We start from the raw sequence: 25,054 nt of genomic DNA on the forward strand, positions 1-25,054 counted from the left end.
CGCCCAGCGGCGCCAGGTCGACGCGCCGCCGCGTGGCCGCCGGACCACCCGTGAGCAGCGCCCCGACACCTCGCGGCCGCACACCGGACCCATGCCGCGCCCCGCCGACGGCCCGGTGCGCCCCAAGAATGCCGCCCAGGCCAAGGCCCGGGCCAAGGCTCGCAAGGCCAAGGCCCCCAAGGTCGTACGCCCGCCACTTCGGGAGCGCCTGCTCGTCCGGCTGTCGTCGATCGACCTCGACCCCCGCAGGTTCGTCACCAGGGTGCCCTTCGTGGTGCTGGTGATCGGCGCGCTGGGAGTCGGCCTCGGCGTCACGCTGTGGCTGTCGACCGACGCCGCCGAGCGGTCCTACGAACTGGGCCGCGCCCGCCAGGTCAACCAGGCGCTGATGCAGCAGAAGGACGGTCTCGAGCGCGACGTCCTCGAGGCGCAGGCCGCGCCCGCACTGGCCGAGGCGGCCCGAAACCTCGGCATGATTCCCTCCCGGGACACCGCGCACCTGGTGCAGGACGCCACCGGCAACTGGGTGGTCGTCGGCACCCCCAAGCCGGCCGAGGGCGTGCAACCGCCGCCGCTCAACAGCCCGCTGCCCGAGCCGACGACGCCGGCGCCGCCCGCGCCCGTGGCCCCGGCCCCGCGCGTCGTCGACCCCCGCGAGGTGGCGGTGCACCTGCCGGCGGCGGGAGCCGCGGCGACCAACCCCGAGGTACCCGTTGCGGGAGCCCCGGTCGTGCCCGTCGTACCGGGGCAGGCTCCGCTTGCCGCCGTCCCGAACCCACAGCTGCCGGGGCCGACACCGCTGCCTGCCGCGCCGCTCGACGCCACCGCGCCGCAGCTCGACTCACCGCAGGCGCCTGCGCTGCCGGGCCCGGTGCCCGTGGATCCCGCCGCACCGGCTGCCCCAGCCGCCCCCGTCCCCGCACCCGGAGCCCCCGCATGAGCCGCCCCGGTACGCCACATCCCGCCAACGAGCGCCGCATCCGCAAACCCGTCGCCGACGACGGGCTGCGCAGCGCCTCCTTCGCGTTCCGGAGTCGCATGGGCAACGGCGTGATGCTCGTCGTCCTGCTCCTCGCCGCGGGTCAGCTGTTCATGCTGCAGGTGCCGCGCGCGGCCGGCCTGCGGGCCGAGGCGGCCAGCCAACTCAAGGTCACCGACGTCGAGGCGGCGGTGCGCGGCAGCATCGTCGACCGCAACGACGACAAGCTGGCCTTCACCACCGAGGCACGCGCACTGACGTTCCAGCCCACCAAGATTCAGAAACAGCTCGTCGAAGCCCAGGCCAAGAAGCCCGACGCACCCGAACCGGTCAAGCGGCTCCGCGAGATCGCCAAGGGCGTGGCGGGCCTACTGAACAACAAGCCCGACGCCGACACCCTGTACAAGAAGCTGGCCGGCAAGGACTCCTTCGTCTACCTGGCGCGTGCCGTCGACCCGGCGATCGCCGACGCCATCATCAGCAAGTACCCGGAGGTGGGCGCGGAGCGCCAGGACATCCGCCAGTACCCGGGCGGGTCCCTGGCGGCGAACATCGTCGGCGGCATCGACTGGGACGGACACGGACTGCTCGGCCTGGAGGACTCGCTCGACTCGAAGCTGGCGGGCACCGACGGATCGGTCACCTACGACCGCGGGTCCGACGGCGTCGTGATCCCCGGCAGCTACCGCAACCGCCACGACGCGGTCAACGGCTCGACGGTGCAGCTCACCCTCGACGACGACATCCAGTTCTTCACCCAACAGCAAGTGCAGCAGGCCAAGAACCTCTCGGGTGCCAAGTCGGTCTCGGCCGTGGTGCTGGACGCCAAGACCGGCGAGGTGCTGGCCATGGCGAACAACGACACCTTCGACCCCAGCCAGGACATCGGCCGGCAGGACGACCGCCAACTGGGCAACCCGTCGGTGTCCTCGCCCTTCGAGCCGGGCTCGGTAAACAAGATCATCACCGCGTCGACGGCGATCGAGAACGACCTCACCAACCCCGACGAGGTGCTCCAGGTACCGGGGTCGATCGACATGGGCGGCGTCACCGTGCGGGACGCGTGGGCCCACGGCGTCATGCCGTACACCACCACCGGCGTCTTCGGGAAGTCCTCCAACGTGGGAACGCTGATGCTGGCCCAGCGGATCGGCCCGGAGCGCTACGCGCAGATGCTCGACAAGTTCGGCCTCGGCCAGCGCACCGGCGTCGGGCTGCCCGGCGAGAGCGCGGGCCTGGTGCCCCCCATCGACCAGTGGTCGGGCAGCTCGTTCGCCAACCTGCCCATCGGACAGGGTCTTTCGATGACGCTGTTGCAGATGACCGGGATGTACCAAACCATCGCCAACGACGGCGTCCGCATGCCGCCGCGCATCATCAAGGCCACCATCGCCGCGGACGGCACCAGGACCGAGGAGCCACGGCCGGAAGGCATCCGCGTGGTGAACCCGGGAACGGCGCAGACCGTGCGAAACATGTTGCGCGCCACCATTCAGAAGGATCCGACCGGTGTGCAGCAGGGCACGGGTTCGGGCGCCGCGGTGCAGGGGTACCAAATCGCGGGCAAGACGGGCACGGCCCAGCAGATCAACCCGGCGTGCGGCTGCTACTTCGACGACGTCTACTGGATCACCTTCGCCGCGATGGTGCCGGCAGACGACCCCCGCTACGTGGTGGGCGTGATGATGGACAACCCGCACCGCACCGCCGACGGTTCGCCGGGCACGACGGCGGCGCCGCTGATCCACAACCTGTCGGCGTGGCTGTTGCAGCGGGAGAACGTGCCGCTCTCGCCCGACCCGGGTCCGCCACTGGTCCTGCAGGGCTGAGCGGAGACGTCGGCCGCGACGCGGCCGCTAAGGTGTCATGGCCATGAACTTGCGTCCCTCGAGTCCCGTCGGTGACGACGTCGCCGCATTGGCCGAGCGCGTGCACGCCGACCTGCGGGGCGGCGAGGGCCCCACGTCGCCGCGCGTCACCGGGGTGACGCTGCGCAGCCAGGACGTCCAGCCCGGCGACCTGTTCGCCGCGTTGCCCGGCGCCCACTCGCACGGTGCGACGTTCGCCGCGGACGCCGTGCGTCAGGGCGCCGTCGCGGTGTTGACCGACGAGGCGGGCGCCCAGGTGACGGGGGTCCCGACGACGACGCCCGTGCTGGTCCATCCTGCGCCACGGACGGTGCTCGGAGACGTCGCGGCCGCCGTCTACGGCAGGCCCTCGGAACACATGCGCGTCATCGGGGTGACGGGTACGTCCGGCAAGACCACCACCACCTATCTGGTGGAGGCGGGGCTGCGGGCTGCCGGCCGGGTGACCGGTCTCGTCGGCTCGGTCGGCATCCGCATAGACGGTCGCGACGAGCCCAGCGCGTTGACCACCCCGGAGGCTCCCGATCTGCAGGCTCTGTTCGCGGTGATGCTGGAGCGGGGGATCGACACCGCGGTGATGGAGGTGTCCAGCCACGCGTTGACGCTGGGTCGGGTCGACGCCGTCCACTTCGCGGTGGGTGGTTTCACCAACCTGTCCCGGGACCACCTCGACTTCCATCCCACGATGGAGGACTACCTCGACGCCAAGGCGCGACTGTTCGAGCCCCGGTCGCCGACGCATGCCGACGTGTCCGTCGTGTGCGTCGACGACGACGGTGGCCGGGCCATCGCCGCCCGTGCCGAGCGGCCGGTCACGGTGAGCGCCGCGGGCCACGCCGCCGACTGGCGCGCCGAGGACGTGCGGACCCTCGACGGCGGGGGACAGGAGTTCGTCGTGGTCGACCCGGCGGGCGTACCCCACCGGCTCCGGATCGGTCTGCCCGGACACTTCAACGTCGCCAACACCCTTCTGGCCGTGGCACTCCTTGACGCGGTGGGGGTGTCGCCCGAACAGGCGGCACCTGGGCTGCGGACCGCGACCGTGCCCGGTCGGCTTCAGCCGGTCGACTGCGGCCAGGACTTCCTCGCCGTGGTCGACTACGCGCACAAGCCCGGTGCGCTGCGCGCGGTGCTCGAGACGCTGCGCGCCCAAACCCGCGGCCGCATCGCGGTGGTCGTCGGGGCCGGTGGCAATCGCGACCCCGGCAAGCGGGGCCCGATGGGTCAGGTGGCCGCCGAGCTGGCCGACCTCGTCGTCGTCACCGACGACAACCCCCGCGACGAGGACCCCGCCGACATCAGGGCAGCCGTCGTCGCCGGTGCGACCGGCGGTGCCGCCATGGTCGAGGAGATCGGCGACCGGGCGGCGGCCATCGACTTCGCCGTCGCGTGGGCCGCGCAGGGCGACGTCGTGCTGGTGGCGGGCAAGGGTCACGAGGCGGGTCAGACCAGTCACGGCCAGACCCGGCCCTTCGACGACCGCGACGAGCTGGCTCGCGCCCTGCACGCCCTCGGAGTGACACCGTGATCGAGATGACGCTGGCCCAGATCGCCGAGATCGTCGGCGGTGAGTTGGCCGACGTCTCACCCGAGGAAGCCGAGGCGCTCGTCGTCACCGGCTCCGTCGAGTTCGACTCGCGCGCCGTCACTCCGGGCGGGCTGTTCTTGGCGTTGCCCGGAGCACGGTCCGACGGACACGACTTCGCCGCGGGCGCCGTCGCGGCCGGGGCGGTCGGCGTGCTGGCCGCCCGCCCGGTCGGAGTGCCCGCCGTCGTGGTGCGGCCCGACGCCGTCCCGGTGGACTCCGGTGCCAGCGTGCTCGAGTTCGACTCCGACGGGTCGGGTGCGGCGGTGCTGGCGGCGCTCGCCACGTTGGCCGCCGCCGTCGCCGCCGAACTGGTCGCCGGCGGGCTCGTCGTCGTCGGGGTCACCGGGTCGTCGGGCAAGACGTCCACCAAGGATCTGCTGGCCGCCGTGCTGGAGCCCCTCGGCTCCGTCGTCGCACCGCCCGGGTCGTTCAACAACGAACTCGGACATCCGTGGACGGTGCTCCGCGCGACCACCGACACTGACTACCTGATTCTGGAGATGTCGGCGCGCCACCCCGGCAACATCGCGGCGCTGGCGCGGATCGCCCCGCCGTCGATCGCGGTGGTGCTCAACGTCGGCACCGCCCACCTCGGCGAGTTCGGCTCGCGGGAAGCCATCGCCGCGACGAAGGCCGAACTGCCGCAAGCGGTTCCAGCGTCGGGCGTGGTGATCCTCAACGCCGACGATCCGGCGGTGGCCGCCATGGCCGAGCTGACCGCCGCCCGCGTGATCCGCGTCGGCCGCTCCTCGGGTGCCGACGTCTGGGCCGGCGACGTCGTCCTCGACGAGCTGGCCAGGGCGCGCTTCACCCTGCACGCCGCAGGCGGGCAGATCGAGGTGCCGCTCGCCGTGCACGGCGACCACCAGGTGTCCAACGCGCTGTCGGCGGCGGCGGTGGCGCTGGAGTGCGGCGCCACGCTCGAGCAGGTGCGCGACGCACTGGCCGCGGCCGGGCCCGTCTCGCGGCACCGGATGCAGGTCGGCACCCGCGCCGACGGCGTGACCATCGTCAACGACGCCTACAACGCCAACCCGGATTCGATGCGCGCCGGCCTCAAGGCACTGGCCTGGATGGCTCGCGGCGGGTCCGAACCCGGCGCCGAACGCCGTCGGAGTTGGGCGGTCCTCGGCGAGATGGGCGAACTCGGCGACGACGCGATCGCCGAGCATGACAGCATCGGTCGACTGGCGGTGCGCTTAGATGTGTCTCGACTGGTCGTCGTCGGAACCGGGAGATCAATGAGCGCCATGCACCACGGGGCGGTGATGGAGGGGTCATGGGGCAGTGAGTCCGTCATGGTCGACGACGTCGACGCCGCCCTGGCGCTCCTCCGCGAGGAACTGCGGGCCGACGACGTGGTGTTGGTGAAGGCCTCGAAGTCCGCGGGTCTGGCCGCGTTGGCCGATGCGCTGATGGAGCGCGGCGACTCGGGGGACGTCACCGGGGACGCGCCGGCATGAGACAGATACTCATCGCGGTCGGCATCGCGTTGACGGTGTCGATCCTGTTGACCCCCGCCCTGATCCGCGTGTTCACACGCCAGGGCTTCGGGCACGAGATCCGCGAGGACGGCCCGCCCAGTCACCACAAGAAGCGGGGCACGCCGTCGATGGGCGGCGTCGCGATCCTGGCGGGCATCTGGGCCGGATACCTCGGAACGCACCTGGTGGGCCTGGCCCTGGACGGCGAGGGTCCGTCGGCCTCCGGCCTGCTGGTGCTCGGGTTGGCGACGGCGCTGGGCGCGGTGGGCTTCGTCGACGACCTGATCAAGATCCGGCGCTCCCGAAACCTGGGCCTGAACAAGACCGCGAAGACCGTCGGCCAGCTGCTCGCCGCGGTGCTCTTCGGCGTGCTGGTCCTGCAGTTCCGCAACGACGACGGTCTGACCCCGGGTAGCCCGGAGCTGTCCTACGTCCGTGAGATCGCGACCGTGACGCTGGCGCCTGCGGTCTTCGTGCTGTTCTGCGTCGTGCTGGTCAGCGCCTGGTCGAACGCAGTGAACTTCACCGACGGTCTCGACGGTCTGGCGGCCGGAGCGATGGCGATGGTGACCGCGGCCTACGTGATCATCACGTTCTGGCAGTTCCGCAACGCGTGTGCGTTCAGTCCCGGCCTGGGGTGCTACAACGTGCGGGATCCACTGGACCTGGCGTTGGTCGCGGCCGCCACGGCGGGTGCCTGCATCGGGTTCCTGTGGTGGAACGCCGCCCCGGCGAAGATCTTCATGGGCGACACCGGGTCGCTTGCCCTCGGCGGGATCATCGCGGGGCTGTCGGTCACCAGCCGCACCGAGATGCTGGCCATCGTCCTCGGCGCGCTGTTCGTGGCCGAGGTCACCTCCGTGGTCGTGCAGATCCTGGCGTTCCGGACGACGGGCCGCCGGGTGTTCCGGATGGCGCCGTTCCACCACCACTTCGAGCTGGTGGGCTGGGCCGAGACCACGGTGATCATCAGGTTTTGGCTGCTCACGGCCATTGCGTGCGGTCTCGGGGTGGCCCTGTTCTACGGCGAGTGGCTCGCCTCCGTCGGCGCGTAACCGGGTCTCGACTTCCGCGACACGCGTCGGATGTCCACCCACCTCGGCCTGTGACGGGGGAGGATTCTGGGGTGCCAGGGACAAATGAGCTTACTGTTGCAAATGTGACTCATGTGACGAACGTGGCACGCTGACCATGGCCACCGACGTCTTCGCCAGACTGCGGCGCAGCAAACCCCACGCCGGGAACGCCGCCGCCGCCGACGCCGTTCCACGCACTCGTTTCGGCGCCTGGCTCGGGCGACCCATGACGTCGTTCCACCTCGTCATCGCCGTCGCCGCCCTGCTCGTCACGCTCGGGCTGATCATGGTGCTGTCCGCGTCGGGGGTGCACTCCTACGACGAGGACGGCTCCCCGTGGGCGATCTTCGCCAAGCAGGTTCTGTGGACCGTCGTCGGCCTGGTCGCCTTCTACGTCGCGCTGCGCACGCCGGTGGCATTCATGCGCAAGGTGGCGTTCCCCGGCTTCATCTTCACGATCATCCTGCTGATCCTGGTTCTCATCCCGGGCATCGGCAAGGAGTCCAACGGTTCTCGCGGATGGTTCGTCGTCGCCGGCTTCTCGATGCAGCCGTCGGAGCTCGCCAAGATCGCCTTCGCCATCTGGGGCGCGCACCTGCTGGCCGCGCGCCGGATGGAACGTGCGTCGGTGCGCGAGATGCTGTTCCCGTTGGTGCCCGGCGCCCTGGTGGCTTTGATGCTGATCGTGCTGCAGCCCGACCTCGGTCAGACCGTCTCGCTCGGCATCATCCTGCTGGGCCTGCTGTGGTACGCCGGTCTGCCGCTGCGGATCTTCATGAGCTCGCTGCTGGCCATCGTGGTGGCCGCGGGCATCCTGGCCATGTCGGCCGGCTACCGCTCCGACCGGGTGCAGTCGTGGTTGAACCCCGGTGCCGACATGCAGGGCTCGGGCTACCAGTCGCGCCAAGCCCGTTACGCCCTGGCCAACGGCGGCATCTTCGGCGACGGGCTCGGCCAAGGCACCGCCAAGTGGAACTATTTGCCCAACGCCCACAACGACTTCATCTTCGCCATCATCGGGGAGGAACTCGGATTCGTCGGCGCCGTGGGGCTGCTGTGCCTGTTCGGTCTATTCGCCTACACCGGCATGCGCATCGCGCGGCGCTCCGCGGATCCGTTCTTGCGGCTGCTCACCGCCACGACCACCCTCTGGGTGTTGGGCCAGGCGTTCATCAACGTCGGCTACGTCGTCGGCCTTCTGCCCGTGACCGGCCTGCAGCTTCCGCTGATCTCTGCCGGCGGAACGTCCACGGCGACAACGCTGTTCATGTTGGGCATCATCACCAACGCGGCACGGCACGAACCGGAGGCGGTCGCCGCGCTGCGCGCCGGCCGCGAGGACCGGTTCAACCGACTGCTGCGACTGCCGTTGCCCGAGCCCTACGTGCCGACCCGTCTCGAGTCGGCGCGCGACCGGCTGCGGACGCGACCCGACAAGCCGTCGCCCCCCAAGGCACAGCCGAAGGCCGGCCCCAAGAAGCCCAAGCCGAAGGTCAAGGCCAAGGCCAGCCCGAAGGTGAAGTCGAAGGGCAACCCGAAGCCGGTCCGCAAACCCGCCGAGGATCGCAGACGCACCTCGGCGGAGCCGGCCGGTCGGACGGCAAGGGGCGCAGGGCATCATGGAGACCGTCAGCGTCAGCCGAGTCGACGGGCTCGCCCTCTGGAAGGTCAGCGTTACGGGTGAGCAACCCTGATATCCCTCGCGGTGCAGTGTCCGGCGGGCAAGAGCGCAGCGACGGGGGAGTCGTGTCCGTCGTGCTTGCCGGTGGCGGCACCGCGGGACACATCGAGCCCGCGATGGCCGTCGCCGACGCCCTGGTCGCGCTGGACCCGACCGTGCGGATCACCGCCCTGGGGACGGCGCGCGGCCTCGAGACGCGGCTGGTCCCCGAGCGCGGCTACGACCTCGAGCTCATCACCCCGGTTCCGTTTCCCCGCAAGCCGTCCGGCGACCTGGTCAGGCTCCCGCTACGGGTCCGCTCGGCGGTCCGTCAGACGCGGGCGATCCTGGACGAGGTCCGCGCCGACGTCGTGATCGGCTTCGGCGGCTACGTCGCCCTGCCCGCCTACTTGGCGGCCCGCGGTGGAGCCTCGCGGCGGGCCGTCGTGCCCGTCGTCATCCACGAGGCGAACGCGCGCGCCGGCTGGGCCAATCGCGTCGGCGCCCGCTCGGCGCGGCGCGTCCTGGCCGCCACCCCCGATCCCGGACTCGGCAGGCGCGTCGAGGTGGTCGGCGTCCCCGTGCGCGAGACCATCACGTCCCTGGACCGGATGGCGTTGCGCGCCGAGGCCAGGGCGCACTTCGGCTTCGCCGACGACGACCGGGTGCTGCTGGTGTTCGGTGGCTCTCAGGGCGCGCAGTCCCTGAACCGGGCCGTCTCCGGTGCGGCCGACGACCTCGCTGCCGCGGGCATCGCGGTGCTGCACGCGCACGGCCCCAAGAACGTCTTGCAGCTGCGCGTTCCGGCGGTCGGCGACCGGCCCTACGTGGCGGTGCCCTACCTCAGCCGGATGGACCTGGCCTATGCGGCCGCCGACCTGGTCATCTGCCGGTCGGGCGCGATGACGGTCGCCGAGGTGACCGCGGTGGGCCTGCCCGCGGTGTACGTCCCGCTGCCCATCGGCAACGGCGAGCAGCGGCTCAACGCGCTGCCCGTGGTCGGCGCCGGCGGCGGCCTGCTGATCGCCGACGCGGATCTGACGCCCGAGTTCATCACCGAGACCGTGCGCGTGCTGCTGGCGGATCCGCCGCGGTTGACGGCCATGACGGCGGCCGCCACGCTGGCGGGGCATCGGGACGCCGCGCGCCGGGTCGCCGAGGTGGCGCTGCAGGTGGTCGCCGAGAACCGGGGGGCACGATGAATCCGCGGGAACTACCGCCGGCGTTGCAACGGGTGCACATGGTCGGCATCGGCGGCGCGGGGATGTCCGGTGTCGCCCGCATCCTGCTGGACCGTGGCGGCCTGGTGTCGGGATCGGACGCGAAGGAGTCGCGCGGGGTGGCCGCGCTACGCGCCCGCGGGGCCCAGGTCAGGATCGGGCACGACGCGTCGGCGCTGGACATGCTGCCCGGGGGCCCGACGGTCGTCGTCAGCACGCACGCGGCGATCCCCAAGGACAACCCCGAACTCGTCGAAGCCCGGCGCCGCGGCATCCCGGTCATCCTCCGGCCCGAGGTGCTCGCCCGGTTGATGGACGGCTACACCACGGTCATGGTGACCGGCACGCACGGCAAGACCACGACCACGTCGATGGTCATCGTGGCGTTGCAGCGCAGCGGGTTCGACCCGTCCTTCGCCGTGGGCGGCGACCTCGGCGAGGCGGGCACCAACGCGCACCACGGCAGCGGCGAGTGCTTCGTCGCCGAGGCCGACGAGAGCGACGGCTCCCTGCTCGAATACACCCCAGACGTCGCGGTGGTCACCAACGTCGAGGCCGATCACCTGGACTTCTTCGGCAGTGTCGAGGCCTACTGCGCGGTGTTCGACGAGTTCGTCGCCCGCTTGCGTCCCGGTGGCGCGCTGGTGGTCTGCGTCGACGACCCCGGTGCGGCGGCCCTCGCCGAACGTGCGGCGGCGACGGGGGTTCGCGTGCTGCGCTACGGCAGCGTCGACGGTACAGCTGACGTCACCAATCTTGCTGGCGCACTGATGAATTGGCAGCAGCAGGGCACCGGAAGCGTGTCGACCGTGCAGCTGGCGGGGGAGTCTCAGCCCCGGGGCATGCGGTTGGCGGTGCCGGGCAGGCACATGGCGCTCAACGCGCTCGCGGCGCTGCTGGCGGCGACGGAGGCGGGTGCCGACGCGGTGACGGTGCTCGACGGGCTGGCCGCGTTCGAGGGCGTCCGCCGCCGGTTCGAGTCGGTCGGGACGTCGGCGGGGGTGCGGGTGTTCGACGACTACGCCCACCATCCCACCGAGGTGCGCGCGACGTTGGAGGCACTGCGGGCCGTCGCCGGCCACGGTCGCTCGATCGTGGTGTTCCAGCCACACCTCTACACGCGGACGGCGACCTTCGCCCGTGAGTTCGGGCAGGCGCTGAGCGTCGCCGACGAGGTGTTCGTGCTCGACGTCTACGCCGCCAGGGAGCAACCCGTCGCCGGTGTCAGCGGCGCCAGCGTCGCCGAACACGTCAGCGTCCCCGTGCGATACGTCCCGGACTTCTCCGCGGTGGCGGATCTGGTGGCGGCGTCGGCGGCACCGGGTGACGTCGTGGTGACGATGGGTGCCGGCGACGTGACCATGCTCGGTGGGGAGATCCTGGCCGCGCTCGCGCAGCGCGCCGAACGTGGCGCGCCGGGGGCGCGGTAGCCGTGACCGGCCCCACCGACGAACCGGACGTCGCCGCCGACGACGGTGCCGTCCCGGGCGAGCTCTCCGACGACGTCGTCGGTGACGTTCCCGACGACGTTCCCGGTGACGGGGTCGCCAGGACCGACGACGGGCCCGACGACGGGGCCGACTTCGAGGGTCCCCGGCGACGCGCAAGGCGAGAGCGCGAGGAGCGGCGCGCGGCGCAGGAGCGCGCGACGGCCATCGAGAACGCCCGGCGTGAGGCCAAGCGACGAGTCGCCGGCCGCCCGGTCGACGAACCGAAGCCGTCCGCCCGGGGTTTGATCAGGGGACTCAAGGCGCTGATGTGGTCGGCGTTGATCAGCGTGCTGGTGGTCGGCGCCGGGCTGCTGCTCTACTTCACGCCCATCATGTCGGCTCGCGTCATGGCGATCACCGGCCTGGTCACGCTGACGCAGGACGAGGTCGAGCAGGCGGCCGCGGTCCCCGCGGACACGCCACTCCTGCAGATCGACACCGACACGGTCGCCGACCGGGTCGCGACCATTCGACGGGTCGCCAGCGCCCGGGTGCAGCGCGAGTATCCGTCGACCCTGCGGATCACCATCGTCGAGCGGGTTCCGGTGGTGGTCAAGGACTATCCCGACGGCTCGCATCTCTTCGACCGCGACGGCGTCGACTTCGCCACGGCGCCACCGCCTCCCGGGCTGCCGTATCTGGACGCCGACACGCCGGGGCCCACCGACCTCCCGACACTGGCGGCGCTGCAGGTGCTCACCGCGCTGCGTCCGGAGGTGGCCTCGCAGGTGAGTCGCATCGCGGCGCCGTCGGTCGCGTCGATCACCCTGACCCTGTTCGACGGTCGCCAGGTGATCTGGGGGACCACCGAGCGCACCGACGAGAAGGCGCTGAAGTTGGGTGCGCTGCTGACACAGCCGGGGACCACCTACGACCTGTCGAGCCCGGACCTTCCGACGGTCAAGTAGGCCGCGCGGAAACTTCCGCGGCGTGTCGCGGCGCGCCTGCACGGATACCTCGCGTGCTCGCCCTACCGTTCTGTTTGCGAAACTACTTGACATAACTCTAAGCCTATGGTTGAGGTTGAGGGTTGGCCCAGGAGGAAGACTACCGATGACACCCCCGCACAACTATCTCGCAGTAATAAAGGTGGTCGGCATCGGTGGCGGCGGCGTCAACGCCGTCAACCGGATGATCGAGCAAGGACTCAAGGGCGTTGAGTTCATCGCCATCAACACCGACGCGCAGGCGCTGTTGATGAGCGACGCCGACGTCAAGCTCGACGTCGGCCGGGACTCCACCCGCGGCCTCGGCGCCGGCGCCGACCCCGAGGTCGGACGCAAGGCCGCCGACGACGCCAAGGACGACATCGAGGAGCTGCTGCGCGGCGCCGACATGGTCTTCGTCACCGCGGGCGAGGGCGGCGGCACCGGCACCGGTGGCGCTCCCGTCGTCGCGACGATCGCCCGCAAGCTCGGGGCGCTGACCGTCGGCGTGGTCACGCGGCCGTTCTCCTTCGAGGGCAAGCGCCGGTCGAACCAGGCCGAGGCGGGCATCGCGGCCCTGCGCGAGAGCTGCGACACGCTCATCGTGATCCCCAACGACCGGCTGCTGCAGATGGGTGACGCCGCGGTCTCGCTGATGGACGCGTTCCGCAGCGCCGACGAGGTGCTGCTCAACGGCGTGCAGGGCATCACCGACCTGATCACCACCCCCGGTCTCATCAACGTCGACTTCGCCGACGTCAAGGGCGTGATGTCCGGGGCGGGCACGGCGCTGATGGGCATCGGCTCGGCGCGCGGCGACGGACGTGCCCTCAAGGCCGCCGAGATGGCCATCAACTCCCCGCTGCTCGAGGCGTCCATGGAGGGTGCGCTCGGCGTGCTGCTGTCGGTGGCCGGCGGCAGCGACCTCGGTCTCTTCGAGATCAACGAGGCGGCGTCGCTGGTCCAAGACTCCGCCCACCCCGAGGCCAACATCATCTTCGGCACCGTGATCGACGACTCGCTCGGCGACGAAGTGCGCGTCACGGTCATCGCCGCGGGCTTCGACGCCGCCGGACCCAGCCGCAAGCCCGTCCTGGGCGCCGGCGTCAGCGGGCCGTCGGTCGCCTCGGGCACGTCGGGCAAGCTGCGGCCGCCGTCGGCGTTCGATCCGGACCCGGCGAGCGTGCCCGTGCACACCAACGGAGCGACGGTCAGCATCGGCGGCGGTGGGGACGACGACGACGACGTCGACGTGCCGCCCTTCATGCGTCACTGATCGGGCCGTTCCCGAGGGCCGGGATACTGGGCAGCGTGACCCGACGCATCCGATGTGTGACCACGACGAGGGCCGGTGGCGCCTCGGCTCCGCCATTCGACACGTTCAACCTGGGCGACCACGTCGGTGACGACCCGGCCGCGGTGGCGGCCAACCGGGCCCGGCTCGCCGAGACGACCGGGCTCGGCCCCGACGGCGTCGTCTGGATGAATCAGGTTCACGGCGACCGCGTCGTCGTGGTGGACGGACCGGTCGAAGGGGCAGTCGACGACGCCGACGGGCTGGTGACGACCCGGCCCGGGTTGGCGTTGGCAGTGGTGACCGCGGACTGCGTGCCCGTCCTGTTGTCCGACCCGCACGCCGGCGTCGTCGCGGCCGTGCACGCCGGTCGGGCGGGCGCCAAGCTGGGCGTCGTCGCGCGGGCCGTCGAGGTCATGCTGGCCCACGGCGCCCACGTCGAGGACGTCTCGGTGCTGCTCGGCCCGGCGGTGAGCGGTCGCAACTACGAGGTGCCCGACGACATGGCCGCCGATGTCGAGGCGGCACTGCCGGGCAGCCGGACCACCACCGCCCGCGGGACCGCGGGCTTGGATCTGCGGTCCGGGATCGCCCGCCAGCTGACCGAACTCGGCATCACCTCGATCGGCGTCGACCCGCGCTGCACGGTCGAGGACCCGAACCTGTTCAGCCACCGCCGCAGCGCGCCCACCGGACGCCTCGCCTCCCTGGTGTGGATGCAATGACGTCAGCCCGCGCCACCGAGCTCGCCGAATCCCTTGCGGCGCTGAGAAAACGGGTCGACGACGCCGCGGCGGCGGCGGGTCGCGACGCATCCGAGATCGAATTGCTGCCCGTGACGAAGTTCTTCCCGACGTCCGACGTGGTCGACCTGGTGCGCCTCGGCTGCGACGCCTTCGGCGAATCGCGCGAACAGGAGGCGTCCCGCAAGATCGCCGACCTGGCCGCGCTGTCGGCGGAGGAGTCGCTGCCCGCGGTGCGCTGGCACATGATCGGCAGCATCCAGCGCAAGAAGGCGCGCGCGGTGGCGAGTTGGGCGTATGCCACCCATTCGGTGGACCGCGCCGCCGTCGTCGAGGCGTTGGGGCGCGCGGCGGCCGAGGCGCTGGCCGACGGCACGCGGACGGACCCGCTGCGGGTCTACCTGCAGGTGAGCCTCGACGGCGATCCCGATCGGGGCGGGGTCGACGTCGCCCGACCGGACCTCGTGGACGAGCTGTGCGCGTTGACCGACGCCACGGAGGGACTCGAGTTCGTCGGGCTGATGGCCATCCCGCCGCTCCACGCCGACGCCGAGGAGTCATTCGTGCGTTTAGAGGCCGAACTGCAGCGGGTACAGGGCTTCTACCAGCAGCGTCTCGGTCTCTCGGCGGGTATGTCCGGTGACCTCGAGACGGCGGTGAAACACGGCTCGACGTGTGTGCGTGTCGGTACCGCTCTTATGGGAGCACGTCCTCTAACGTCTCCCTGAGTAGTCACTCCAGTCACATCTTCATCACAGACAACACGAATTTCCGTCATCAGAAGGGTCTCCGATGAGCACACTGCATAAGGTCAAGGCCTACTTCGGTATGGCGCCGATGGACGATTACGACGACGAGTACTACGACGACGACGACCGCACGTCGCGCGCCGCCTACCCGCGTCGTGCCCGCGAGGACCGCTTCGAGGACGAGGGCCGCGGATACGACGCCCGCCCCGGTGAGCCGCGCGGCTACGACGACCGGATGGACCGACCCGGCGGACGCGAGTTCGAACGCGAAATGGCCGGTGCCCCAGCGGGTTACCGCGGCGGATACCTCGACGAGCCGTCCTTCCGGGGCCGTCGCGACTTCGAGCGCCCCCGGTTCAACACGCTGCGTGGCGCCACCCACGGCGCCGTCGCGATGGAACCGCGCCGCATGGCCGAACTCTTCGAGGCGGGCAGCCCGCTGGCGAAGATCACCACGCTTCGTCCCAAGGACTACAGCGAGGCCCGCACCATCGGCGAGCGCTTCCGCGACGGCACGCCCGTGATCATGGACCTGGTCTCGATGGACAACGCCGACGCCAAGCGTCTGGTCGACTTCGCCGCCGGACTGGCGTTCGCCCTTCGCGGTTCCTTCGACAAGGTCGCCACGAAGGTCTTCCTTCTGTCGCCGGCCGACGTCGACGTGACCGCCGACGAGCGCAAGCGCATCGCCGAGGCCGGCTTCTACGCCTACCAGTGACGGCCTGGGTAGGCTGGTCGTAGATCGGGTCCTCCTTCGACCCGTGTTCCAGCTCTATCCAATGTCATCATCGCCTGGAGTGAGGTCGCGCAGTTGTCGCTGTTCTTTTCCATCCTGGGCTTCGTGCTGTTCGCGTTCTGGCTTCTCCTCATCGCGCGGGTGGTCGTCGAATTCGTGCGCTCGTTCGCCAGGGACTGGCGTCCGCGAGGCTTCATGGTCGTCGTCCTCGAGGTCATCATGACGGTGACCGACCCGCCGGTGAAGTTGCTCCGCCGCATCATTCCCCAGCTCACGATAGGTGCGGTGCGCTTCGACCTGTCGATCATGGTGCTTCTCCTGGCCGCGTTCATCGGCATGGAGTTGGCCTGGAGCCAGTAGCGCGAGCCAGCCGGCGGGGGACCCCCGACGGCCCCGTGAACTGTGAAATTCGCTCTTAAACTGGACCTCAACCGCAACCGCCGGGTCTACTGTGACAGGATGGACGCCAGTTACTTCCAACATGGCTTTCATATGACACCGGTTGACGGTCCAGACCTCAAGGGGGCAGACAATGCCGCTTACACCAGCCGACGTCCATAACGTCGCGTTCAGCAAGCCGCCGATCGGCAAGCGCGGTTACAACGAAGACGAGGTCGACGCGTTCCTCGATCTCGTCGAGAACGAACTGACCCGCCTCATCGAGGAGAACGCCGACCTCCGTCAGCGGGTCGCCGAGCTCGACCAGGACCTCTCGAGCGCCCGCTCCGGCAGCGGCGTCCAGGCCACCCAGTCGATCCCGCAGTACCAGCAGCCCGAGCCCGAGCCGGAGCCAGTCGCGCCCCCGCAACCGGCCTACGAGGCGCCGCAACCGGTCGCTGCTGCGCCCGTGAGCGAGGACTCGCACATCAAGGCCGCGAAGATCCTCGGCCTGGCCCAGGACACGGCCGACCGTCTGACCGGCACCGCAAAGGCAGAGTCCGACAAGATGCTCGCCGACGCGCGGGCGCAGGCCGACGCGATGGTCAACGAGGCCCGTCAGACCGCCGAAACCACGGTGTCCGAGGCCAAGGCGCGCGCCGACGCACTGCTGTCGGACGCGCAGACGCGCTCCGAGACCCAGCTGCGGCAGGCGCAGGAGAAGGCCGACGCCCTTCAGGCCGACGCCGAGCGCAAGCACACCGAGATCATGGGCACCATCAACCAGCAGCGCACCGTTCTCGAAGGCCGGCTCGAGCAGCTGCGCACCTTCGAGCGCGAATACCGCACGCGCCTCAAGACCTACCTCGAGTCGCAGCTCGAAGAGCTGGGCCAACGTGGCTCGGCGGCACCGGTTGACTCGACCGCCAACAACGACGGCGGCGGGTTCAACCAGTTCAACCGGGGCAACAACTGATCGGTAGGTTGGCTGACTGATGCTCATCGTTGCGCTCGTCCTTGCCGTCATCGGCCTTGCGGCCCTGGTGACCGCGGTCGTCACCAGCAACGAGCTGATCGCCTGGGTGTGCATCGGGGCCAGCGTCATCGGTGTGCTGCTCCTCATCGTCGACGCGCTCCGCGAACGGTCGAAGAGCGCCGACGTCGTCGACGCCGAGGGAGACGACGACGGGGAGGACGCCACGACCGTCATGCCGGCCGTGACGGATCCCGAAGCCGCGGAGGACTATCCCGACGAGCCCGCCGACGTCCCCGCCGAGCCCGAGCACGAGCCGTCGACCGTCGGCGTCGAGGCCCGTGACGGGGGCAATGGCGACGGCACCCCCGACGAGACCCCAGAAGCCAAGCGCGACTAGCGTTTCAGGGCCGCGCGAACCTCGTCGTCGCTCACTTGGCGGAAGTCCTCGTATGCCTGCCCGACGGCGTCGAAGCGCCGTGGCACCGTCGCGACGACGACGTCGTCGCACTCCCCCCGAAGCAGGTCGAACGTCGACGACGGTCCGACCGGCACCGCCACGATCACCCGCGTCGGCCCGGCGGCGCGCACCGTTCTGAGCGCGGCCAGCATCGTCGCCCCGGTGGCGATGCCGTCGTCGACCAGCACCACCGTTCGGTCCGCCAGCCGCGGTGGCGGAGCCGGACCGCGATAGGCCACCTCCCGCCGCGACAATTCCCGCGTTTCGGCCTCGACCACCTCCCGCAGTTCGGCGTCGGTGATCCCCAGGCGTCGCACCACGTGGTCGTTGACGACGATGCCGCCACCGCTGGCGATCGCCCCCATCGCCAACTCGGGCCACTTCGGCGCACCGAGCTTGCGGACCACGAAGGCGTCGAGCTCGGCGCCGAGCCGACCGGCGATCTCCAGCCCGACCGGCACGCCGCCCCGCGCCAGGCCGAGCACCACGACGTCGCGGCCCGCGCAGCGGTCGGCCAGCATGTCCGCGAGGACTCTGCCCGCCGCGTGGCGGTCCTCGAACGCGCGATCAGCTGAAGGCCAGATGTCGGCATCGTAGGCCGATGGGCCCAGGCCGGGCGTGCAATCCGGCCCCGAGGCGGCTACGAATGGATGTCGTGGGCATCGAGTTCGAGAGCGTGGTCGACCATCCGTTGGACGAGGTCTTTGCCTGGCACACCCGGCCGGGCGCCATGCCACGGCTGGTGCCGCCGTGGCAGCCGATGACGGTGGTCGCCGAGACGGCGTCGGTGGCCGACGGGCGGGCGGTGCTCGGCCTGCCGGCCGGACTTCGGTGGGTCGCGCAGCACGAGGCCGCCGACTACGACCCGCCACACCGCTTCGTCGACCAGCTGTCCTCCGACGGCGTGCGGTCGTGGCCGCCGCGGATCATCGGAACCTGGCGCCACACGCACGACTTCAGCGCCGAGGGGCCGGACGCCACCCGGGTGCACGACCGCGTCGAGGCGCCGGTCCCCGCGGCAGCGCTGCGGTCCACCTTCGTGTACCGCCACCGCCAACTGGCCGACGACCTCGACGCCCACCGGGATGCCGCCGAGGCGGGCTTGGGCCCGATCACCGTCGCCGTCACTGGGGCCTCGGGGCTGGTGGGTTCGGCGTTGACGGCACTGCTCACCAGCGGTGGACACCGGGTGATCCGGCTGGTCAGGCACGCCGCCAAGGGCCCCGACGAGCGCCGGTGGGATCCCGATGCGCCCGCGGCCGACCTGTTGGACGGCACCGACGCGGTGGTGCACCTGGCCGGCACGTCGATCGCCGGCCGCTTCACCGACGCCCATCGCGCGGCGATCCGGGACAGCCGCGTCGAGCCGACCCGCAAACTCGCCGAGGTCGCCGCCCGTCCGGACGGTCCGCCGACGTTCGTGACCGCCTCGGCGATCGGCTTCTACGGGTACGACCGCGGGGACACCCCGCTCGACGAGGACAGCTCCCGCGGCGACGGCTTCCTGGCCGACGTGGTCGCCGACTGGGAAGCCGCGACCGCACCTGCGTCCGACGCCGGACGGCGCGTGGTGGCGGTGCGCACCGGCATCGTGCAGGCCGCCCGCGGAGGCACGCTCAAGCTGATGCGTCCGCTGTTCGCCGCCGGTCTGGGCGGCCGGCTGGGCAGCGGCCACCAGTGGCTGTCGTGGATCGGCATCGACGACTTGGTCGACGTGTACTACCGCGCGCTCTACGACGAGCGCCTCAGCGGACCGGTGAACGCGGTGGCGCCGAACCCGGTGCGCAACGTGGAGTACACCACGGTGCTGGCCGCCACCATGCATCGCCCCGCGCTGCTGCCGGTGCCGGCGTTCGGCCCGCGGCTGCTGCTGGGCAGCCAGGGCGCCCGCGAACTGGCCGAGGCCAACCAGCGCGTGCTGCCCGTGACGTTGCAGAAGGTGGGGCATCGATTCCGCCAGCCGGTGCTCGGCGACGCGCTGGCCCACCAGCTGGGGCACGCTCAGGCCTGAGCGACCCCGTCCACGAACGCCCGGACGAGCGCGTGCACCCGCTTGGTGGCGTTCTCGAGTTCGGCCCGGGTGGCGGTGCGCAACCGGTCGGCGTCGACGCCGAGCGCGGCCAACTCGTCGGCGCCGTTGCCGGCCAGCCACGTCTCGAGCAGGCCCTCGTCGACCTCGGGATGGAACTGCAGGCCCATCGTGGCGCCCATCACGAACGCCTGGGAGGCGTTGGAGTTCCTGGCGATCTCCACCGCACCGGCCGGCACGGTGAACCGGTCGAAGTGCCACTCGAACCACGGCCCGCCGGGCACCAATTCGGTCCGCGAGGCGTCGACGTCGAACCAGCCGACCTCGGGTGCCGGCGATCGGGTCACCGAGCCGCCCAGGGCGTGGGCGATGAGCTGACCACCGAAGCACACCCCGAGCATGGGGACCCCGGCCGCGTGCGCGTCTCGCACCATGGCCGCCTCCGAGTCCATCCACGCGAACCCGTCGTTCACCCCCCACCGTGAGCCGAGGGGGACCACCACGTCGTAGGCGGTCGGGTCCGGCATCGTCGCGTCGAACGCCGGCTCGTCGGCCTGGGCGGCGGTGACGACCTCGAAAGTCGTGACGTCGTAACCGCATTCGGTGAACGCGTCTCCCAGCATCGCCTCGGGCGCAGTGGGATCGTTGTAGAGGAACAGCACCGTCTTCGCCACCGCTAGAGGATACGGGCGAGTGCCCCGCCTTCGCAGGTGGGCGTGTCAGGAAGGTATGTCGAGGAGCTGCTCGAAGAACCCGCCGAAGCCGCCCTGCCGGTCGATGAGGTGGACCTCGAGGATCCAGTGGCAGTCCTGCCCGGCCGGGTCGGCGCGGCGCATGGGATCGGGGTTCGCCGCGGCGATGTAGCTCGCCATCTCGTCGCCGCTGATGCGGACGTGTGGGAACTCTCCGACCAGATGCCCGACGTGCTCGCCCGCGTGATCCCACCCGGCGTCGCGGATCAGCCCGAGCACGTGGGCGTACAGCTGCGCCCCCGTGACGTCGGGGTGCGCCTCGAAGTAGGTCCGGCCGGCGTCCCAGATCCGCGGGAGGTCCTCGGCCAGCCGGTGCTTGGCGGGGTCGTCGCCCAGGACGTAGGTCCGGCCGAAGTCGGCTTCCCAGTCGGCGAAGATGGGCCCGAAGTCGAGGAACACGATGTCGTCGGCCTCGACGACGCGCTCGGGTGGGTTCTCGGCGTAGGGCTCGACGGTGTTGGCGCCGGCCCGCACGATGCGCTTGTGCCAGAACTTCCTGACTCCGAAGAGTTCGTCGGCGAGGCCTCGGATCTGGTCGCTGAGCTCGCGTTCGCCGACGCCGGGCACGATCAGCCCACGGGCCACCACCTCGTCGAAGAGGGTGCGGGCCTTGCGCTCGGCGTCGCGAAGGGCCTCGACTCGGGATTGCTCGACTGCTGCGTCCATGGCCCTATTCTGCGCGGCGCGCCCGGTAGCGGCGCTCGGGCCTGCCCGCGCCGTACTGCAGCCGGAGCTCCAGGGCGCCGACGCCGAGGAAGTGCTCGAGGTATCGCCGCGCGCTGACCCTCGAAATGCCCACCAACTCTGCGCATTCCGCCGACGACACCTCACCGGCGGCGCGCGCGGCGTCCAACACCAGCTGCCCGGTGACCTTCCCGAGTCCCTTGGGCAGGGCGTCGTCGACGGTGACGGCCGCACCGCCCGGACTGCCGAACAACGAGTCGATCAGCGACTGGTCGGCCCCGGCCGCCGACGACAGCGCGTCGGCCCGCGCCGCGAAGGCCTCCAACTTGGCGTGCAGCTGGGGAAACTCGAACGGCTTGATCAGATAGTCGGCCGCCCCGCCGTCGAGAGCTCCGCTGACGGTGTCCAGTTCGCGGGCCGCGGTGATCATGATGACGCCGACGGGGTCGCCGGCCGACCGCAGCCGCTTCAACACGTCGAGCCCCGTCATGTCGGGCAGGTACACGTCGAGCAGGATGAGGTCGGGCCGCAGGGCGCCGGCCAGCTCGAGGGCCTCCGCCCCGGTCCGCGCGGCGCCCACCGTGGTGAACCCGTCGACGCGGTCGACGAACTTGCGGTGGATCTCGGCGACCATGAAGTCGTCGTCGACGACGAGCACCTCACGCATGTTCGGCCAGCCGGGCCGGGGGAAGGCAGACCCGGAAGCGCGCGCCTCCGGAGGGGGCGTCGGTCACGTCGACCGTGCCGCCGAGCTGGGCGCTCACCAGCCGGACCAGAGCCAGGCCGATGCCGCGGCCGCCGGGCACCTCTGGTTTGGACGTGACACCCCTGGCGAAGATCTCTTCCCGAAGGTGTTCGGGCACACCGGGTCCCGAGTCGGTGACGGACACGGTCATCCCTTCGGCGTCGTCGAGGTGGACGGTGACGCGCGCCGCGGGCGAGCCCTCGGACACGTCGACCGCGTTGTCGATGAGGTTACCGAGCAGGGTGATCACGTCGGTCGAGAGTGCGGGGTCCAGCGCCGACAGGTGCGAGTCGCCGTCGATTGTCAGCGCGACACCGCTCTCGGCGGCCAGGGACGTCTTCGCGATCAGCAGGGCGGCGACGGCGGGGTCGGAGACGAGTGTGGTGACGGCGTCGCTGATCTCGGCTCGGCGGCGGGTCAGGGCTCCGACGAAGTCGCGGACGGAGTCGTATTCGCCGAGCTGGACCAATCCCGAGATGGTGTGCAACTGGTTGGCGAACTCGTGGGTCTGGGCCCGCAGGGTGTCGGTCACGCTCTTGTGCGACGACAGCTGACCCTGCATGGACGCCAACTCGGTGCTGTCGCGCATGGTGGTGACCGTGCCGATCCGCTTGCCCTGGCTGGTCGCGGAGCGGCGGTTGAGCGCCAACACCCGGGTGCGGGTCACGATGACGACGTCGGACTGGGCGTTGTCCGATTGCGCGGCCACGCCGGACAGCAGGAACTCGCTGACCGCCGGATCGAGGTCGACGTCGTCGACGCGGCGTCCCACGGCGTCCTCGGTCACGTCGAGCAACATCTGCGCGCTGTCGTTGAGCACCGTGATCACACCGTCGTCGTCGACGGCCACCACGCCCTCTCTGATGCTGTGCAACAACGCTTCCCGATGTTCGGCCAGGCCGGCGATCTCGGCGATCTCCAGCCCGCGGGTTTGTCGCTTGATGCGTCGTGAGAGCAGCCACGACGCCATCGAACCCAGGGCCGCGCCGAGCCCGAGGTAGACCAGGAGGCGTTCGCCCGCGCCGCCGAGGAGCTGCCAGATCGAGGGGTATCTCTCGGAGACGGACACGACGGCGAGCACGACCCCGTCGATGTCGTTGATGGGCACTTGGCCCGCCAGGCCGTGCTGACCGTCGACGTCGAGGTCGCCGAACCAGGCTCGGCCGTGCGCGGCACCGCTGTCGGAGAGGTCCAGCCGCCGCCCGATGCGCGACGGATCCGTGGACACCCGGACGCCACCGGAGGGGTCGGCGATCTCGGCGAGCTCGGCGCCGGACAGGGCGGCGGCGCGGTCGACGTCGGGCGCCAGGATCTGCCCGGCGAACGGATCGGCGAACCGTTCCCGGACGATCGGCGTCGAGGCCAGATTCTCCGCGACCGCGATCATCCGCTGCCCACGAACGTCGCGGAACTCGTCGGTGGACTGGGTGACCGACACCGCGGCGACGGCGACCAGCACGATGGCGATGACCACCAGTTGAAAGACCAGGAACTGGCCGGCCAGACTGCGCGTGCTACGCGCGCCTCCGTCGGCCCGGCCGGACGTGGCGCGTCGCCCCACGCGTCTCACGGGTGATCGCAACGACCACAACTTCCTTTGCGTTCGCAAGAGTGACCTGTGTCACCTCGGAGTCCAGTATTGCTCAGCATCACACTCAAGCGAATTGGGACGACCCTATGAGAGCACGACCTCCGAGAACGACCCGCATCCTGGCGTTCCTGATCAGTCTCGCGTTCGCCGCCGCGTTCGCGACGGGCTGCGGCGTGACGCGCGGCGACGACGACTCCGGCCTGCACCGGCTGCGAATGATGGTGCCCAACAGCCCGGGCGGCGGTTACGACCTGACCGCGCGCACCGCCGTCAAGATCATGGAGGACGACGACATCACCGGTCGCGTCGAGGTGTTCAACGTCATCGGCGCCGGCGGCACCGTGGCGATGGCCCGGCTGATGAACGAGAAGGGCAACGGCGACCTCATGATGATGATGGGGCTCGGCGTGGTCGGCGCGGTGTACACCAACGGGTCCAACGCACTCGCCACCAATGCGACCGCGCTCGCCAAGGTCGTCGAGGAGCAAGAGGGCATCCTCGTTCCGGCCGACTCGCCCTATCGGACGGTCAACGACTTCGTCGCCGCGTGGAAGGCCGATCCGGCCAAGGTCACCATCGGCGGGGGCTCCTCGCCGGGCGGTCCGGACCATCTGTTCCCGATGGAGACCGCACGCGCCGTGGGCGTCGACCCCAAGAAGGTCAACTTCGTCTCCTACGACGGCGGTGGCGACCTGCTCACCGCGCTGCTCGGACAGAAGATCGCGGCGGGCACCTCGGGTCTCGGCGAGTACGTCGACCAAATCGAGGCCGGCCAGGTCCGGGTGCTCGCCGTCTCCGGCGACAAGCGCGTCGAGGGCGTCGACGCGCCGACGCTCAAGGAAGCCGGCATCAACCTCACCTTCACCAACTGGCGCGGCGTCCTTGCGCCGCCGGACATCTCGGAGGAGTCCAAGCAGGTGCTGGTCAAGACGCTCGAAGAATTGCACGCCACCGACGCTTGGAAGGAGGCCCTGGTGAAGAACGGCTGGAGCGACGCGTTCATGACCGGAGCACCGTTCGAACAGTTCCTCAAGGATCAGGACCAGCGCGTCTCGACGACGCTGACCGAGCTGGGGCTGCTATGACCGAGCCGATCGAGAAGCCGGCGGAGCAGCCGGCCGCGGTGCAGACGCCACCCGAGCCCACCGTCGACCGGGCGCAGTACCTGGTGTGTGCGGTGCTGGTGTTGGTCGGCGCGTTCCTCGTCTACGACGCGCTGAACCTGCCCAGCGGTTTCGCGAAGGTGGATCCCGTTGGGCCACGGCTCTTTCCGATGATCGTCGGGGTGGGTCTGGTGGTGTTGGCGGCCATCCTGGCGATCGCCATCCCGCGCGGATCCCGGGGTGAGGCGGACGCGGGCGAGGACATCGACCCGGATCTGCCCAGCGACTGGCGCACCGTCGGCCTGCTGGTGGCGATCTTCGTCGCCACGATCCTGCTCGTCATGCCGCTGGGCTGGGCGATCACCGGGGCCCTGATGTTCGCCGCGTGCGCCACGGTCCTCGGCAGCAAGCACTACGTCCGCAACATCGTGATCGGCGCGGTGCTGAGCACCGCAAGCTTCTATGCGTTCTACTCCGGGCTCGGAATTCCGCTGCCCGCAGGCATTCTGGATGGGATTCTGTAGAT

The 25,054-nt window shown here is 70.7% G+C and carries 24 protein-coding genes; 19 read left to right on the forward strand and 5 right to left on the reverse strand.

Annotated elements, in window-relative coordinates; translation table 11 throughout:
• The 16 genes from ftsL to H7J06_RS16895 all read left to right on the forward strand — a co-directional run.
• Positions 1–940: cell division protein FtsL (ftsL, locus tag H7J06_RS16820; protein ID WP_264040136.1), on the forward strand; the 940-nt coding region annotated here is incomplete at its 5' end.
• Positions 937–2,808, forward strand: coding sequence for a peptidoglycan D,D-transpeptidase FtsI family protein (locus H7J06_RS16825; protein ID WP_264040137.1), 1,872 nt, complete (start codon positions 937–939; stop codon positions 2,806–2,808). The genes ftsL and H7J06_RS16825, both read left to right, overlap by 4 nt.
• A gap of 43 nt (positions 2,809–2,851) precedes the next feature.
• Complete coding sequence (locus H7J06_RS16830) at positions 2,852–4,375, forward strand: UDP-N-acetylmuramoyl-L-alanyl-D-glutamate--2,6-diaminopimelate ligase (RefSeq protein ID WP_264040138.1); 1,524 nt, start codon at positions 2,852–2,854, stop codon at positions 4,373–4,375.
• Complete coding sequence (locus H7J06_RS16835) at positions 4,372–5,898, forward strand: UDP-N-acetylmuramoyl-tripeptide--D-alanyl-D-alanine ligase (protein ID WP_264040139.1); 1,527 nt, start codon at positions 4,372–4,374, stop codon at positions 5,896–5,898. The genes H7J06_RS16830 and H7J06_RS16835 overlap by 4 nt, the downstream gene beginning before the upstream one ends.
• Positions 5,895–6,974: a phospho-N-acetylmuramoyl-pentapeptide-transferase gene (gene mraY / locus H7J06_RS16840; RefSeq protein ID WP_264040140.1), complete on the forward strand. Its 1,080-nt coding sequence runs from the start codon at positions 5,895–5,897 to the stop codon at positions 6,972–6,974. Before H7J06_RS16835 ends, mraY begins: the two co-directional genes overlap by 4 nt.
• A 136-nt stretch (positions 6,975–7,110) precedes the next feature.
• The gene (ftsW, locus tag H7J06_RS16845) at positions 7,111–8,679 is read left to right on the forward strand and encodes a putative lipid II flippase FtsW (protein WP_264040141.1); all 1,569 of its coding nucleotides are present in this window, start codon (positions 7,111–7,113) and stop codon (positions 8,677–8,679) included.
• Between the two features lie 11 nt (positions 8,680–8,690).
• On the forward strand, positions 8,691–9,857 hold the full coding sequence (gene murG, locus H7J06_RS16850; protein WP_264040252.1) for an undecaprenyldiphospho-muramoylpentapeptide beta-N-acetylglucosaminyltransferase: 1,167 nt from the start codon (positions 8,691–8,693) through the stop codon (positions 9,855–9,857).
• Positions 9,854–11,305, forward strand: a complete 1,452-nt coding sequence (gene murC / locus H7J06_RS16855; protein WP_264040143.1) for a UDP-N-acetylmuramate--L-alanine ligase — start codon at positions 9,854–9,856, stop codon at positions 11,303–11,305. Before murG ends, murC begins: the two co-directional genes overlap by 4 nt.
• A gap of 2 nt (positions 11,306–11,307) precedes the next feature.
• Complete coding sequence (locus tag H7J06_RS16860; protein ID WP_308205800.1) at positions 11,308–12,273, forward strand: cell division protein FtsQ/DivIB; 966 nt, start codon at positions 11,308–11,310, stop codon at positions 12,271–12,273.
• A gap of 145 nt (positions 12,274–12,418) precedes the next feature.
• Positions 12,419–13,567, forward strand: a complete 1,149-nt coding sequence (ftsZ, locus tag H7J06_RS16865; RefSeq protein WP_264040144.1) for a cell division protein FtsZ — start codon at positions 12,419–12,421, stop codon at positions 13,565–13,567.
• 35 nt (positions 13,568–13,602) lie between these two features.
• On the forward strand, positions 13,603–14,310 hold the full coding sequence (pgeF, locus tag H7J06_RS16870; protein WP_264040145.1) for a peptidoglycan editing factor PgeF: 708 nt from the start codon (positions 13,603–13,605) through the stop codon (positions 14,308–14,310).
• Positions 14,307–15,056, forward strand: coding sequence for a YggS family pyridoxal phosphate-dependent enzyme (locus H7J06_RS16875; RefSeq protein ID WP_264040146.1), 750 nt, complete (start codon positions 14,307–14,309; stop codon positions 15,054–15,056). The genes pgeF and H7J06_RS16875 overlap by 4 nt, the downstream gene beginning before the upstream one ends.
• A gap of 64 nt (positions 15,057–15,120) precedes the next feature.
• Positions 15,121–15,795 (forward strand): cell division protein SepF, encoded by a 675-nt coding sequence (locus tag H7J06_RS16880; RefSeq protein WP_264040147.1) that lies wholly within the window; start codon positions 15,121–15,123, stop codon positions 15,793–15,795.
• A gap of 93 nt (positions 15,796–15,888) precedes the next feature.
• Positions 15,889–16,173 (forward strand): YggT family protein, encoded by a 285-nt coding sequence (locus H7J06_RS16885; RefSeq protein WP_264040148.1) that lies wholly within the window; start codon positions 15,889–15,891, stop codon positions 16,171–16,173.
• 172 nt (positions 16,174–16,345) lie between these two features.
• Positions 16,346–17,167, forward strand: a complete 822-nt coding sequence (gene wag31, locus H7J06_RS16890; RefSeq protein WP_264040149.1) for a DivIVA-like cell division protein Wag31 — start codon at positions 16,346–16,348, stop codon at positions 17,165–17,167.
• 19 nt (positions 17,168–17,186) lie between these two features.
• Positions 17,187–17,564 (forward strand): hypothetical protein, encoded by a 378-nt coding sequence (locus H7J06_RS16895; protein ID WP_264040150.1) that lies wholly within the window; start codon positions 17,187–17,189, stop codon positions 17,562–17,564.
• Here H7J06_RS16895 and H7J06_RS16900 read toward each other — a convergent pair.
• The gene (locus H7J06_RS16900) at positions 17,561–18,145 is read right to left on the reverse strand and encodes a phosphoribosyltransferase (protein WP_372515329.1); all 585 of its coding nucleotides are present in this window, start codon (positions 18,143–18,145) and stop codon (positions 17,561–17,563) included. The two genes, H7J06_RS16895 and H7J06_RS16900, sit on opposite strands and share 4 nt — an antisense overlap.
• A 134-nt stretch (positions 18,146–18,279) precedes the next feature.
• On the opposite strand from H7J06_RS16900, the gene H7J06_RS16905 reads away from it, so the two are divergent.
• The gene (locus H7J06_RS16905) at positions 18,280–19,635 is read left to right on the forward strand and encodes a TIGR01777 family oxidoreductase (RefSeq protein ID WP_264040151.1); all 1,356 of its coding nucleotides are present in this window, start codon (positions 18,280–18,282) and stop codon (positions 19,633–19,635) included.
• Here the strand turns inward: H7J06_RS16905 and H7J06_RS16910 are convergent.
• Genes H7J06_RS16910 through H7J06_RS16925 form a run of 4 tightly spaced genes read right to left on the reverse strand, consistent with a single transcriptional unit; the run spans position 19,626 to position 23,395 of the window.
• Complete coding sequence (locus H7J06_RS16910) at positions 19,626–20,327, reverse strand: type 1 glutamine amidotransferase (protein ID WP_264040153.1); 702 nt, start codon at positions 20,325–20,327, stop codon at positions 19,626–19,628. The genes H7J06_RS16905 and H7J06_RS16910 overlap by 10 nt on opposite strands.
• Positions 20,328–20,372: 45 nt before the next feature.
• A complete protein-coding gene (locus tag H7J06_RS16915) occupies positions 20,373–21,071 on the reverse strand; it encodes a M24 family metallopeptidase (RefSeq protein ID WP_264040154.1) in 699 nt (232 codons plus the stop codon).
• Between the two features lie 4 nt (positions 21,072–21,075).
• Positions 21,076–21,756, reverse strand: a complete 681-nt coding sequence (locus H7J06_RS16920; protein ID WP_264040155.1) for a response regulator — start codon at positions 21,754–21,756, stop codon at positions 21,076–21,078.
• Positions 21,749–23,395, reverse strand: a complete 1,647-nt coding sequence (locus H7J06_RS16925) for a sensor histidine kinase (RefSeq protein WP_264040256.1) — start codon at positions 23,393–23,395, stop codon at positions 21,749–21,751. The genes H7J06_RS16920 and H7J06_RS16925 overlap by 8 nt, the downstream gene beginning before the upstream one ends.
• Before the next feature lie 245 nt (positions 23,396–23,640).
• Between H7J06_RS16925 and H7J06_RS16930 the strand changes: the two genes are divergently transcribed.
• Positions 23,641–24,510 carry a Bug family tripartite tricarboxylate transporter substrate binding protein gene (locus H7J06_RS16930; RefSeq protein ID WP_264040258.1) on the forward strand — a complete coding sequence of 290 codons (870 nt, stop codon included), beginning with the start codon at positions 23,641–23,643 and terminating at the stop codon, positions 24,508–24,510.
• Positions 24,507–25,052: a tripartite tricarboxylate transporter TctB family protein gene (locus H7J06_RS16935; protein ID WP_275079531.1), complete on the forward strand. Its 546-nt coding sequence runs from the start codon at positions 24,507–24,509 to the stop codon at positions 25,050–25,052. The genes H7J06_RS16930 and H7J06_RS16935 overlap by 4 nt, the downstream gene beginning before the upstream one ends.
• Positions 25,053–25,054: the final 2 nt, after the last annotated feature.

Source organism: Mycolicibacterium hodleri (genome assembly GCF_025822245.1).
GTDB classification, from domain to species: domain Bacteria; phylum Actinomycetota; class Actinomycetes; order Mycobacteriales; family Mycobacteriaceae; genus Mycobacterium; species Mycobacterium hodleri.

What these genes read in the sequence shown, in the direction of transcription:
- H7J06_RS16825 (WP_264040137.1), top strand. Translation starts at nt 937, where the DNA reads ATGAGCCGCCCCGGTACGCCACATCCCGCCAACGAGCGCCGCATCCGC.
- H7J06_RS16830 (WP_264040138.1), top strand. Translation starts at nt 2,852, where the DNA reads ATGAACTTGCGTCCCTCGAGTCCCGTCGGTGACGACGTCGCCGCATTG.
- mraY (WP_264040140.1), top strand. Translation starts at nt 5,895, where the DNA reads ATGAGACAGATACTCATCGCGGTCGGCATCGCGTTGACGGTGTCGATC.
- ftsW (WP_264040141.1), top strand. Translation starts at nt 7,111, where the DNA reads ATGGCCACCGACGTCTTCGCCAGACTGCGGCGCAGCAAACCCCACGCC.
- murC (WP_264040143.1), top strand. Translation starts at nt 9,854, where the DNA reads ATGAATCCGCGGGAACTACCGCCGGCGTTGCAACGGGTGCACATGGTC.
- ftsZ (WP_264040144.1), top strand. Translation starts at nt 12,419, where the DNA reads ATGACACCCCCGCACAACTATCTCGCAGTAATAAAGGTGGTCGGCATC.
- H7J06_RS16875 (WP_264040146.1), top strand. Translation starts at nt 14,307, where the DNA reads ATGACGTCAGCCCGCGCCACCGAGCTCGCCGAATCCCTTGCGGCGCTG.
- H7J06_RS16880 (WP_264040147.1), top strand. Translation starts at nt 15,121, where the DNA reads ATGAGCACACTGCATAAGGTCAAGGCCTACTTCGGTATGGCGCCGATG.
- wag31 (WP_264040149.1), top strand. Translation starts at nt 16,346, where the DNA reads ATGCCGCTTACACCAGCCGACGTCCATAACGTCGCGTTCAGCAAGCCG.
- H7J06_RS16895 (WP_264040150.1), top strand. Translation starts at nt 17,187, where the DNA reads ATGCTCATCGTTGCGCTCGTCCTTGCCGTCATCGGCCTTGCGGCCCTG.
- H7J06_RS16900 (WP_372515329.1), bottom strand. Translation starts at nt 18,145, where the DNA reads ATGCTGGCCGACCGCTGCGCGGGCCGCGACGTCGTGGTGCTCGGCCTG.
- H7J06_RS16915 (WP_264040154.1), bottom strand. Translation starts at nt 21,071, where the DNA reads ATGGACGCAGCAGTCGAGCAATCCCGAGTCGAGGCCCTTCGCGACGCC.
- H7J06_RS16920 (WP_264040155.1), bottom strand. Translation starts at nt 21,756, where the DNA reads ATGCGTGAGGTGCTCGTCGTCGACGACGACTTCATGGTCGCCGAGATC.
- H7J06_RS16930 (WP_264040258.1), top strand. Translation starts at nt 23,641, where the DNA reads ATGATGGTGCCCAACAGCCCGGGCGGCGGTTACGACCTGACCGCGCGC.
- H7J06_RS16935 (WP_275079531.1), top strand. Translation starts at nt 24,507, where the DNA reads ATGACCGAGCCGATCGAGAAGCCGGCGGAGCAGCCGGCCGCGGTGCAG.